The organism is Streptococcus halitosis (genome assembly GCF_003143695.2).
Taxonomy (GTDB): Bacteria; Bacillota; Bacilli; order Lactobacillales; family Streptococcaceae; genus Streptococcus; species Streptococcus halitosis.
Genome location: NZ_QEMY02000004.1, coordinates 105845 through 117847, shown reverse-complemented (window position 1 = coordinate 117847; position 12003 = coordinate 105845). Strand labels below are relative to the sequence as shown.

The 12003-nt window shown below is 43.1% G+C and carries 10 protein-coding genes and 1 pseudogene; 3 read left to right on the top strand and 8 right to left on the bottom strand.

Annotated features, from left to right (window positions below):
- Positions 1-122 precede the first annotated feature (122 nt).
- The 6 genes and pseudogenes from DB729_RS08615 to DB729_RS08590 form a co-directional block, all read right to left on the bottom strand.
- Positions 123-558: pseudogene (locus tag DB729_RS08615) on the bottom strand (cytidine deaminase family protein).
- A 12-nt stretch (positions 559-570) separates the two neighbouring features.
- Positions 571-2031, bottom strand: a complete 1461-nt coding sequence (gltX, locus tag DB729_RS08610; RefSeq protein ID WP_109290278.1) for a glutamate--tRNA ligase — start codon at positions 2029-2031, stop codon at positions 571-573.
- A gap of 128 nt (positions 2032-2159) precedes the next feature.
- Positions 2160-3509 (bottom strand): glucose-6-phosphate isomerase, encoded by a 1350-nt coding sequence (locus tag DB729_RS08605; RefSeq protein WP_109290277.1) that lies wholly within the window; start codon positions 3507-3509, stop codon positions 2160-2162.
- 168 nt (positions 3510-3677) lie between these two features.
- Positions 3678-4367 carry a gamma-glutamyl-gamma-aminobutyrate hydrolase family protein gene (locus DB729_RS08600; protein WP_109290276.1) on the bottom strand — a complete coding sequence of 230 codons (690 nt, stop codon included), beginning with the start codon at positions 4365-4367 and terminating at the stop codon, positions 3678-3680.
- Between the two features lie 138 nt (positions 4368-4505).
- Positions 4506-6272 (bottom strand): ABC transporter ATP-binding protein, encoded by a 1767-nt coding sequence (locus tag DB729_RS08595; RefSeq protein WP_109290275.1) that lies wholly within the window; start codon positions 6270-6272, stop codon positions 4506-4508.
- Position 6273: 1 nt separating this feature from the next.
- Positions 6274-7980: an ABC transporter ATP-binding protein gene (locus DB729_RS08590; RefSeq protein WP_109290274.1), complete on the bottom strand. Its 1707-nt coding sequence runs from the start codon at positions 7978-7980 to the stop codon at positions 6274-6276.
- A 206-nt stretch (positions 7981-8186) separates the two neighbouring features.
- On the opposite strand from DB729_RS08590, the gene DB729_RS08585 reads away from it, so the two are divergent.
- From DB729_RS08585 to DB729_RS08575, 3 genes are all read left to right on the top strand, one after another.
- Positions 8187-9203 carry an NAD(P)H-dependent glycerol-3-phosphate dehydrogenase gene (locus DB729_RS08585; RefSeq protein WP_109290273.1) on the top strand — a complete coding sequence of 339 codons (1017 nt, stop codon included), beginning with the start codon at positions 8187-8189 and terminating at the stop codon, positions 9201-9203.
- 22 nt (positions 9204-9225) lie between these two features.
- Complete coding sequence (gene galU, locus DB729_RS08580; protein WP_109290272.1) at positions 9226-10125, top strand: UTP--glucose-1-phosphate uridylyltransferase GalU; 900 nt, start codon at positions 9226-9228, stop codon at positions 10123-10125.
- A gap of 218 nt (positions 10126-10343) precedes the next feature.
- Positions 10344-10631, top strand: a complete 288-nt coding sequence (locus DB729_RS08575) for a hypothetical protein (protein ID WP_244201078.1) — start codon at positions 10344-10346, stop codon at positions 10629-10631.
- A gap of 159 nt (positions 10632-10790) precedes the next feature.
- Here the strand turns inward: DB729_RS08575 and DB729_RS08570 are convergent, their stop codons facing one another.
- The gene (locus tag DB729_RS08570) at positions 10791-11471 is read right to left on the bottom strand and encodes a rhomboid family intramembrane serine protease (protein WP_109290270.1); all 681 of its coding nucleotides are present in this window, start codon (positions 11469-11471) and stop codon (positions 10791-10793) included.
- Complete coding sequence (locus DB729_RS08565) at positions 11455-11994, bottom strand: 5-formyltetrahydrofolate cyclo-ligase (protein WP_109290269.1); 540 nt, start codon at positions 11992-11994, stop codon at positions 11455-11457. Before DB729_RS08565 ends, DB729_RS08570 begins: the two co-directional genes overlap by 17 nt.
- Positions 11995-12003 lie beyond the last annotated feature (9 nt).

The following is a 12003-nucleotide window of genomic DNA, read 5'->3' as shown; positions in this document are numbered from 1 at the left end:
CGGACCTTGAGCTTTTCAACTCTTTCTATTATACCTACTTTTCCTACTTTGTCAAGATCTTTTTTCCTCTTTACCGAAATTCTGAAAATATAAGGGAAAAGAGCCAGTTAAACTGACTCCTTCTATTTATCTTGCCAATTAGTCGCACGTTCCTCTCCCCACCAGTAAGGGATCAATTCGGCAACCTTAATTGTTTTTCTTGTTTCGTAGTCCATCATGAACTCTGCTTCTTTATTTTCAGCATTCAATTCTAAGAGAAATTCTCTGCAAGCGCCACAGGGCATACCTGATCCTTCGCCGTAGGGAGGTTTGTCTCGAAAGGCGAGGATTTTCTTAACTTTAGTTTGTCCTGAAAATTGATACATATTGAAGAGAGCCACTCGTTCTGCACAAAGATGAAAAACGCCACAAGTGCCCTCCATACAGAATCCTGTGAAGATTTGACCATCTTCTGCTTCTATCGCAGCAACAACATGGTTAGCATAAACAAAGTCAGAAACTTCACGGGGATTGAATAGGATTCGTGCTTCTTCATACATCTTTTCCCCATGTATCCATTGGAAGTCCTTTTTACTTAGAAATCTCTTTGAGCATGTTATCGATATGCTGGATAGATTTTTCACGACCTAATAGGTAAATCGTATCTGGAAGTTCTGGTCCATGCATTTCACCTGATACAGCAATACGAATCGGCATGAAGAGGTTTTTTCCTTTAATGCCTGTTTCTTTTTGGACTGCTTTGATTTGCGGGAAGATGTTTTCTGTCACAAATTCCTCATCTGTCATTGCTTCTAGTTTCGCTTTGAAGGCTTCTAGAACAACCGGAACGGTTTCTCCTGCCATGACCTCGCGCTCAGCGTCTGTCAACTCTGGGAAATCTGCAAAGAAAAGATCTGTCAATGGAACAATTTCATCCACTGACTTCATTTGCGGTTTATAGAGTTCCACCAATTTTTCAGCCTTATCAGTCAAACGTCCTGCTTCTTCTAGGAATGGTTTTGCCATCTCAAAGATAGTTGATAAGTCAGCTCTCTTGATGTAGTCGTTACTCATCCAGTCTAGTTTCTTCTGGTCGAAGGCTGCTGGAGACTTGCTGAGGCGGTTTTCATCAAAGAGCTTGATGAGTTCTTCACGAGAGAAGATTTCATCTTCGCCACCTGGGTTCCAACCAAGAAGAGCGATAAAGTTAAAGACTGCTTCTGACAAATAGCCTTTTTTACGGTAGTCTTCTATAAACTGAAGGGTGTTGGTGTCACGTTTAGACAATTTTTTACCCGTTTCAGAGTTGATAATCAAAGTCATGTGACCAAACTCTGGTGCTTCCCAACCAAGAGACTCATAAACCATAAGCTGTTTGGGGGTGTTGGCAATATGGTCATCACCGCGGATAACGTGAGAGATTTGCATATCGTGGTCATCGATCACAACGGCAAAATTGTATGTTGGGTAGCCATCTTTCTTTTGGATAACCCAGTCACCACCGATGTTGCCTCCTTCAAACTCGATATCACCTTTGACCATATCATGCCATTTGTAGATACCAGACTCATTGACAGCCAAACGAACCGTCGGGATGATACCAGCTGCTTCACGTTCTGCAATGTAAGCTGCTTTTTCCTCTTCACTCATACCAAGATATTCATTGATGTAGCGTGGTGTTTCGCCAGCTGCTTCTTGGCGTTCTCGCTCAGCTGCCAACTCTTCTTCTGTAACGTAAGATTTGTAGGCTTTTCCTTCGGCTAGCAATTGGTCGATGTATTTTTGATAGAGTTCCAAACGCTCTGATTGGCGATAGTTTTCATGAGTTTCTGGACTTTCATCCCAATCCATGCCTAACCAGCGAAGATTTTCAAGCTGTGAGCGTTCTCCATCCTCAACATGGCGTTTACGGTCTGTATCTTCGATACGAATGATAAAAGTTCCACCATGATGGCGTGCGTAAAGGTAGTTAAACAATGCTGTACGGGCATTTCCGATGTGTAGTAGTCCTGTTGGACTTGGTGCGTAGCGTACGCGGATATCTTTTGACATAGTTTCTCCTATAAAGTCTCTAGGCGTCTGCCTTTTTACTTTCTATATTATATCACAAGTCTCGCCTGAGTCCAATGTCTACGAATAAAGAGAGTAAAAAAGAGTGGACAAGCCACTCTTTTCTTCTATTATAGACGTGCGTTAAGCTCTTTGCTCAATTCTTCAAATCCTGGTTTTCCAAGAAGGGCAAACATGTTACGTTTGTAGGCTTCAACACCTGGTTGGTCAAATGGGTTGATAGCATTCAAGTAACCTGAAAGGGCGATGGCCAATTCGAAGAAGTAGATAGTGTAACCAAGAGTGAAGGCGTCTTGCTCAGGAAGAGTCACGTACATGTTTGGCACGTCACCGTCAGTGTGGGCAAGAAGAACACCGTCAGTTGCTTTTTTGTTTACAAAGTCAACGTCTTTTCCTTGAAGGTAACCAAGTCCGTCAAGGTCTTCTTCCAAAGTAGGGATGATCACGTTCTTACGAGGTTTGTCAACGCGGACAACTGTTTCAAACATGATACGAGTTCCTTCTTGGATAAATTGACCCAATGAGTGCAAGTCAGTTGAGAAGTTTGCTGAAGTTGGGTAGATCCCTTTTTGGTCTTTCCCTTCTGACTCACCAGCCAATTGTTTCCACCATTCTGAGAAGTATTGAAGTGATGGCTCGTAGTTTACCAAGATTTCAGTAGCGTAGCCTTTACGGTAAAGGATGTTACGAACGGCTGCGTATTGGTAAGCTTCGTTTTCTGAAAGTTTGTCTGAAGTGTAGTCTTTACGAGCTGCGTTAGCACCTTCCATAAGGGCTTTGATGTCAGCTCCTGATGCAGCGATTGGAAGCAAACCAACTGCGGTCAAGACTGAGAAACGTCCACCGATGTCGTCTGGAACCACAAATGTTTCCCAACCGTTGGCATCTGCTTCAACCTTAACAGCACCTTTTTGGCGGTCAGTTGTAGCGTAGATACGTTTGTTAGCTTCTTCTTGACCGTATTTCTTAACCAAGAGTTCTTTGAAGACGCGGAAAGCGATAGCTGGTTCTGTTGTTGTACCTGATTTAGAAATCACGTTTACTGAGAAGTCTTTGTCAGCTACGTACTCTACCAAGTCAGCGAGGTAAGTAGATGAGATTGAGTTCCCAGCGTGAAGGATTTGTGGCGCTTTGCGTTCTTCTTTTGTTTGCAAGTTCGCAAAGTGGTGGTTCAAGAAGTCAATGGCTGCTTTGGCACCAAGGTAAGATCCACCGATACCGATTACAACCAAAACATCGCTATCTGACTTGATTTGCTCAGCAGCTTTCAAGATGCGGTCGAATTCTTCGCGGTCGTAGTTTTCAGGTAGGTCCAACCAACCCAAAAAGTCGCTACCAGCACCAGTTCCTTTACGAATCAATTCGTCTGCAGCTGTTACTTGTTCTTGCATGTATTCCACTTCATGTGGGGCAACAAATTTGTCTAAAACTTTTGAATAATCAAATTTAATATGTGACATGATAATCCTCCAAAATTTCTTCTTTTCTATCATAACGCTTACCTTCGATTTTTTCAAGCTTTTTTATTGAATTTGCCCAATTTTTATCAGAATTCAAACGTTTGCGTAAATTTGCTAAAATATAAAAAATCTGAAAGGGCGAATAAAAACGGCTAGAGATTCTAACCGTTACAATTCATTTAATAAATACTCAAATAATTCTAAATTGCCGTCTTCTTCATTGACCAGAAACTCTGGATGCCACTGCAAACCGATGATACGGTGCTCATCGATAGACTCAATTGCTTCGATAGTCTGGTCTCTTGGATCAATAGCAGTTACACGGAAATTAGGCGCCAGATTTTTAATACTTTGACGATGGACTGAGTTGACCTGACTTTCTTTGCCAAATAACTTAGCCACCACGCTTCCTTCTACCGTCTCAATAGAATGAGAGGTCCCAAAAGGCAAGCCTTGCCAGTGGCCTTCAATTTCTTGGTGGAGAGTGCCGCCAAAAGCAACATTGACAAGCTGAACCCCTCGACAGATTGCCATAATTGGTTTATTCTGACGGAGCGCTTCTTTCAAGAGAGCTAGTTCAAACTCATCGCGTACAAGGTTGTAATCATCGCTCTCAATAGTCTTCTTCTCTCCATAAAACTGGGGATGGACATTTTGTCCACCTGTCAAAATGAGTTTGTCAATCATTTCTACATAATCGCGCACAATAGACTCATCTCCTACAGGAATCACTAAAGGGAGACCACCGACTTGACGAATGCTCTCTGCAAATTTACAGGATACAGATGAGTGAATGTTTTTCCCTTCTGCATCTACAGGACATAGGTTTGCAGCAACTCCTACAACCGTTCTAGCCATGATGTGTCTCCTTTCGATTTTCTTGCGACAGTCTTATCTTATCACTCCAACCCTTTCCTGTCTAATATGTTTTTTTAAAGACCGTGATAAGTATTTTTTATGGGCAAGAAAAAGCTGCCCACAAGGACAACTTTTTTCTTATTCAAATACAAATTGATTGTGATAAAGTTCTGAGTAGAATCCACCTAATTTTAGGAGCTCATGGTGGTTACCACGTTCAATAACCTCTCCATCTTTGAGGACAATAATCTGATCGGCATTGAGGATGGTCTTGAGACGATGGGCAATGACAAAACTGGTTCGTCCTGCTACTACTGCCTCCATAGCATGTTGAATCTTGCTTTCAGTTACGGTATCGACATTGGAAGTCGCCTCATCTAAGATTAGGACTTGAGGATCTGTCATCAGGGTTCGAGCGATGGAAATCAATTGTTTCTGCCCAGTTGAGAAGATATTTTGCTCATCATCAATAAGGGTATCATACTTATCAGGCAAGCTTTCGATGTAGTCATGAATATGAGTTGCCTTGGCAGCTGCTTCAACCATTTCCTGACTGGCATCTGGCACACCAAAGCGGATATTGTCTCGGATTGTTCCGCTAAACAAGACCGAATCCTGCAGGACAATCCCGACCTTGCTCCGCAGGCTATCCAAGTCATAGTCACGGATGTCTTTTCCATCAAAGCAAATGCTACCTGCATCCACATCGTAGAAACGATTGATGAGGTTCATGATAGTCGTTTTCCCTGAACCAGTTGGACCGACAACTGCTATCATCTGCCCCTTAGGAGCTGAAATGCTGACATCTTTCAAAATCGGCTTGTCTGGCACATAAGAGAAATCAATGTGACTGATTTCAACACCTTCTCGCAATTCCGAAAAGGCTGGTGCATTTTGCGGACGAATCTCTTCTTCTGCATCAAACATTTCTTGGATACGATCCGCTCCAGTAAAGGCCAACTGGAGGCTCCCCCAACTCGCAGCCACCTGGATAATCGGCTGGTAGTACTGCTGAGAAAATTGGGTAAACATGACAATCAAACCTAGGGCCGTCGTTGTTTCGATACTTGGATCGTTCAGCAAGACCGCAGAACCTGCAAAAATAACGATGGCCGTATTGACCAAGCTCATCCCATTCATGACAGGAAAGAGGATGCCTGAGAACATTCTCCCTTTAAAGGTTGCCTTGCGCACGCGCTCATTTTGCTCCACAAAGCCTGCTACGATGTCGTCTTGAATTCCTTGTACGATAACAGCTTTCTGTCCAGAAATACTCTCGTCCATGTAGGCGTTGAGTTTCCCAACCTCTTTTTGCTGGAGATTAGTGTACTTGCGGGCCATTTTCACGATGAAGACCAGCATGAGAAAAGCCACTGGAGTGCTGGCTACTGTTATCAGGGCTAGCGTCACATTTCTTGAAAACATGACAAAAATCAAACCGATGTAAAGAGCAATATTACTCATAACCTGAACTAGACTTTCATTGAAGGCTTGAAGGATGTTATCTAAGTCACTAGTGAAGCGAGAAAGGATATCTCCATCCTGATGGCGGTCAAAGAAAGAAACCGTCAAACGGGAAAGTTTGCCAAAAAGGCCCTTACGCATCTCATTTGTCGACTCGGCAATCACACGGGTCATCAAGGTCATGTAAATCAAACTGGATACCACTAAGGCGAGGACAACCAGAGCTAGATTCAGCATCAGAGCTGACAAACTTTGCCAGGCTAGTTCTGAAGTCCCATTTTGATAAGCCAAAACCAGATTAGCGAGCTCCGTGACTGCTTGACCTGAAAAAACAGGAAAGAGGGCTTGGGCAATTGTCGCAATCGCAACCATCAGGATCACAATGACAAAGGAGAGCTTGTAAACTTTAAAATAATTCCAGAAAAATCGAACTGTTTTCATTTTATTCCTCCTTTCCCTTTTGTGTTTCGTAGATTTCACGGTAAACGGCATTGTTAGCTACCAAGTCTGCATGCCGTCCTTCTCCAATCAAACGTCCTTGGTCCAAGACCAAAATCTTGTCTGCATGGACGACTGAACTAATCTTTTGAGCGATGATAATGGTTGTCGTCCCTTTCAGGTCTTTGTTCAAAGCTTCCTGCACGAGTCTCTCTGACTTGGCATCCAAGGCCGAAGTCGAATCGTCAAAAATCAGGATACGGGGATTGCTGACAATCCCACGGGCAATCGACATGCGTTGTTTTTGCCCACCAGAAAAGTTGGTGCCTCGTTCTTCGACCGGACTCTCAAATTTGTTTTCCATGCGTCCGATAAATTCGCTGGCTTGGGCGATTCGTGCTGCACGTTCCAGTTCGGATACGCTAGCATTGCCTTTCCCTTGACGGAGGTTGTCTGCAATGGTCCCGCTAAAGAGAATAGCACGTTGCAAGACGATGGAAACTGTTTTACGCAAGGTTCCCTCGCTGACGTCTCGAATATCCTTGCCACCAATCTTAATAGATCCCTCTTGTGGATCAAATAGTCGTGGAATTAACTGAGCTAGAGTGGACTTCCCTGCTCCAGTAGCCCCAACCACACCGACCATCTGACCAGGCGCAACATCAAAGGTTACATTCTTCAGCATAGGTTCGTCATCATTAGGATAGGTAAAGGTCACATTTTCAAAAGAGAGACTTCCTTCTAACTCTTCATCTGGGAGATCTTTAAAGGTCATCGCTGGCTCGGTATCTAGAATCTCACGGATACGACGCAAGGAAATCATGGCACGACTGACAGAATTTCCTAAAAATCCAACCATAATAATAGTAAAGATAATCTGGCTGAGATAATTGATAAAGGAAGCAATCGAACCCACTACAGATGGATCTGACTGAGCCATGCCTGCCACCAACCAGATAGAGAGGAAGACCGCTCCATAGCCCACTAGCATCATAACGGGTTCTATAACTGAGAAGGCGTAGCCGATATAAAGATTTTGACCGAGAAGTTCATCTGAAACCTCGGTAAATTTGTTAAATTGTGCTTTTTCCTGTACAAAGGATTTGACCACGCGCACACCACGTAGATTTTCTTTGGCGATAGCATTGATCCGTTCAAGAAGAGTTTGAAACTTAGCAAATCGTGGCCCCATCATCCCCATCATGATGGCTGTTAGTGCAAAGATTAGGAGCACCATGAGGACAATCACCCACCAAAGTGATGGAAGAGTATGAACCGCCAAGATAAAGGAACCGATAAAGAGAAGAGGGAGACGGAAGAGGATTTGAAAAGCCATCATCACCACATTCTGAATTTGGTTGATATCATTGGTCATACGGACGACAAGATTACCCGCATTAAACTGCTCGATATTGGCATAAGAAAAGGTCTGAATCTTGCGAAAGGCGTCTTCCCGAAGATCCGAAGACACTCCTTGAGCAATGTAGGCTGCAAGCGTCACATTGACCCCACCTGCAACCAGACCGACTAGGGCTACTCCTATCAGCCAAGCGCCAATACTATAAATAGCCTCATTTTGCCCGGCCAACAAAGCCTCTAACACCTCTTGCAAATAGCGCGGTTGCAAGAGTGAACTCGCAACCATCAAGCCTGTCATCACTAGGGATGCCAAGGCCTGCCATCTATAGGTTTTTATTTTTTTAATGAGCATATTTCCTCCTAATAAAATAGATAAAGGGAGCGACATCCTGCGTCAGCTCCTTCTCATTCGGTCATATTGATGCTATTCTAGCAAAAAAGAGGCATCTTGTCAAAGAAGTCTCCTTGTTATAAATTAGTGCGCTTTCATCCACAGGTGATGCATGAAAAGGCTTTTTATGGTAAAATGAAAGGAAGAACTCTTATAAGGAGGAAAAGATGAAGAAACAAACCATCGCTGTCTTGGGTCCTGGTTCTTGGGGAACTGCCCTTTCGCAGGTCCTAAACGACAATGGACACGAAGTTCGAATTTGGGGAAATATTTCTGACCAAATTGATGAAATCAATAACCAACACACAAACAAACGCTACTTTAAAGATATTCTACTCGACGAAAAAATTAAAGCCTATCATGACTTGGAAGAAACACTAAAGGATGTGGATGCTGTTTTATTTGTGGTCCCAACAAAAGTAACGAGACTGGTTGCCCAACAAGTAGCAAAGGTGCTCGATCACAAGGTTATCATCATGCATGCCTCCAAAGGATTGGAACCAGATAGCCACAAACGTCTATCAACCATTCTTGAAGAGGAAATCCCAGCTGACCTTCGCAGTGATATCGTCGTTGTTTCAGGACCGAGCCATGCTGAGGAAACTATTGTACGGGATATTACCTTGATCACAGCAGCCTCTAAAGACCTCGAAACTGCTCAGTACGTCCAAAATCTCTTTAGCAATCACTACTTCCGCCTCTATACAAATACGGACGTTATCGGGGTTGAAACCGCTGGTGCTCTTAAAAACATCATCGCAGTTGGTGCTGGTGCATTACATGGACTAGGGTTTGGCGACAATGCCAAGGCGGCTATCATTGCCCGTGGCTTGGCAGAAATCACCCGTCTAGGAGTCGCTCTTGGGGCAAATCCTCTAACTTATAGCGGGCTTTCTGGAGTTGGGGATTTGATTGTAACGGGGACATCTGTCCACTCTCGTAACTGGAGAGCCGGTGACGCTCTCGGCCGTGGAGAATCCCTAGCAGACATCGAAGCCAACATGGGTATGGTCATTGAAGGAATTTCAACAACTCGAGCAGCTTACGAACTGGCTCAGGAATTGGGCGTCTACATGCCGATCACACAGGCTATTTACCGAGTTATCTACGAAGGTGTCAATATCAAAGAAGCCATCAGTGACATCATGAACAATGAATTTAAAGCAGAAAACGAATGGTCTTAGACCCTTATAGAAAGGAACATTTATGAAACAACAAGTCAGAAAAGCAGTCATCCCTGCCGCTGGATTGGGAACTCGCTTCCTCCCAGCAACTAAGGCCTTGGCCAAGGAAATGTTGCCAATCGTAGACAAGCCAACTATCCAGTTTATCGTTGAAGAAGCTCTCAAATCTGGTATCGAAGACATTTTGGTTGTTACGGGTAAGTCAAAACGTTCTATTGAGGACCATTTCGACTCAAACTTCGAATTGGAATACAACCTCAAAGAAAAAGGGAAAACAGATCTTTTAAAGCTAGTTGATGAAACAACTGGCATGCGCCTGCATTTTATCCGCCAAACTCATCCACGCGGTCTCGGAGATGCTGTTTTACAAGCCAAGGCTTTCGTCGGAAATGAACCTTTTGTCGTTATGCTTGGTGATGACTTGATGGATATCACCAACGAAAAGGCTGTTCCGCTTACCAAACAACTCATGGATGACTACGAGCGTACCCATGCGTCTACTATCGCTGTCATGCCAGTTCCTCATGACGAAGTATCTGCCTATGGGGTGATTGCTCCACAGGGCGAAGGAAAAGACGGCCTTTACAGCGTTGAAACCTTCGTTGAAAAACCAGCTCCAGAGGACGCTCCTAGCGACCTTGCTATTATTGGCCGCTACCTCCTCACACCTGAAATTTTCCAAATCCTCGAAAACCAAGCTCCAGGTGCAGGAAATGAAATTCAGCTGACAGATGCAATCGATACCCTCAATAAAACACAACGTGTATTTGCTCGTGAGTTCAAAGGGGCTCGTTACGATGTCGGGGACAAGTTTGGCTTTATGAAAACCTCCATCGACTACGCTCTCAAACACCCACAAGTCAAAGACGACTTGAAAGACTACCTCATCCAACTTGGAAAAGAACTGGCTGGGGGGGAATAGAAGAAAAACAAAGCTCTTAAATAAGGGCTTTGTTGTTTTGTTGAAGCTTGCAATAAAAAAGCCATCTTTACAGATGACTTATTAGCAACTGAATCGGCACTCGCTTTTTCAAGTTGTGCACGGACAAAGTCTTATTTTAACTTGCTGTGTTGTTTCGAATGGTTCCAAAACTTTTTTGTATGATATAACAGAATATTTTAAAAATGAAGGGGGTTTCTATGGAGATTGATGTGTTTTTTGATTATTATTTAAAATCACTTAGGTTTTATTTTGGTGATAGGTGTAAGGATATTGGATTTATAAAGTTTTTCAAAGATGAAAACAATAGTTTCATTACCATAGAGGATTATGTTTTAGAAGCATTAGTAATATTGTCAAATATTTTGAGTAAGGAGAGGATTGTGTTTTCTTGTGGATTTATTCATAGCAAGGGGGTAGTTACTGGAGTAGAAGTATGTATGAATGTATTAGAGTTAGAAAAGTTAAATAATTTGTATAAGATATAGTTTTGAAGAATATTAAAAAACGTTAGGTAAACTGTCTATGTAGGATGTGCGGAGTTGATAGTATCAATATTTCCTAGTTATAGAGCTGTGTTGTTTCGAATGGTTACAATCTACATAAAAAGCTACTCATTTTTTGAGTAGCTTTTTAACTATTCCCCCTTACACATAACTCATTCCTTTGTAGAAAAGGAAAATGGCAAGTGCGACAAAAAGTAGGGTTGCTCCGATTCGCTGGCTGGTACTAAACATCCTTTTTTCCCATTTGACTGGAAAAATGACTGCTAAAAAGGCACCGCCTACTGCGCCTCCAATATGCCCTGCTAGGCTGATTCCTGGAATTAGAACACTTCCAATGATATTTATCACGAAAAGCGTCAGGTAGGATTGCCCTAACTGCTGGATATAGGGGCTGCGAGTCGCGTAGCGCAAAACGATAATCGCAGCAAATAGTCCATAGAGGGAGGTGGATGCTCCTGCTGCTAGGACTTTCGGTGTGAAAGCAAACACAAAGAGATTGCCCATCATTCCTGATAAGAGATAGAGAAAAAAGAACTGCTTGGAGCCGAAAATCTCCTCCACCTGTCCTCCAAGAAAGTAGAGAGAAAGCATATTGACGATAAAATGCTCCCAACCTATATGCACAAATATAGCCGAAAAAAGGCGCCATAGCTGCTCAGGGAACAGGCGAATGATCGGTCCGTACATAGCTCCAAACTGAAACAGAGTTTTTGTCTGATCAAAGTTGATACCCGTAGTAATCAGCATCAGTAAAAATACAAAGCCAGTCACTAGGAGGAAAAAACTAGTCACAGGGTGACGTTTATCAAAGATTTCCTTCATAGATCAATACCTCCTGAACGGGAATATCGTGGCTATCTGGATTAAATGTCTGGATTTGACAAGGATAGATTGTACTCATGGTCTGACCAGCAAAATTCTCCAGATAGCGGTCGTAATAGCCTCCGCCATATCCAATTCGATACCCCTCTCTTGTAAAAGCCAAGCCAGGAACATGAATCAAATCAATCTGAGAGGCATCCACCACTTTTAAGTCCCCTTGGGGCTCCAGTAAACCAAAGGAAGTTTTTTTCAACTGCTGCGGATCGTAGACCACAAACTCCATACGCCCCTTGGGATAGGTTTTGGGTATCAAAACTTTTTTGCCGTCCTTCAGCGCCTGCTCAATCAGTTCTTGTGTTTGAAACTCATGCGGAAAAGAGAGGTAGGTTGCGACGACCTTGGCCTCGTGGTAAACAGGATGATTCAAAAATCGTTCGGTTAAAGCTTGATCCATAGCCTGTTTTTTCTCCTGAGATAAAGCCTTCATTTCTTGCAAGACTTGCTTGCGTAATTTCGATTTCATAGATAAGCC

What these genes read in the sequence shown, in the direction of transcription:
- DB729_RS08570 (WP_109290270.1), bottom strand. Translation starts at nt 11,471, where the DNA reads ATGAAGGAAATCTTTGATAAACGTCACCCTGTGACTAGTTTTTTCCTC.
- DB729_RS08575 (WP_244201078.1), top strand. Translation starts at nt 10,344, where the DNA reads ATGGAGATTGATGTGTTTTTTGATTATTATTTAAAATCACTTAGGTTT.
- DB729_RS08605 (WP_109290277.1), bottom strand. Translation starts at nt 3,509, where the DNA reads ATGTCACATATTAAATTTGATTATTCAAAAGTTTTAGACAAATTTGTT.
- DB729_RS08595 (WP_109290275.1), bottom strand. Translation starts at nt 6,272, where the DNA reads ATGAAAACAGTTCGATTTTTCTGGAATTATTTTAAAGTTTACAAGCTC.
- gltX (WP_109290278.1), bottom strand. Translation starts at nt 2,031, where the DNA reads ATGTCAAAAGATATCCGCGTACGCTACGCACCAAGTCCAACAGGACTA.
- DB729_RS08565 (WP_109290269.1), bottom strand. Translation starts at nt 11,994, where the DNA reads ATGAAATCGAAATTACGCAAGCAAGTCTTGCAAGAAATGAAGGCTTTA.
- DB729_RS08600 (WP_109290276.1), bottom strand. Translation starts at nt 4,367, where the DNA reads ATGGCTAGAACGGTTGTAGGAGTTGCTGCAAACCTATGTCCTGTAGAT.
- galU (WP_109290272.1), top strand. Translation starts at nt 9,226, where the DNA reads ATGAAACAACAAGTCAGAAAAGCAGTCATCCCTGCCGCTGGATTGGGA.
- DB729_RS08590 (WP_109290274.1), bottom strand. Translation starts at nt 7,980, where the DNA reads ATGCTCATTAAAAAAATAAAAACCTATAGATGGCAGGCCTTGGCATCC.
- DB729_RS08585 (WP_109290273.1), top strand. Translation starts at nt 8,187, where the DNA reads ATGAAGAAACAAACCATCGCTGTCTTGGGTCCTGGTTCTTGGGGAACT.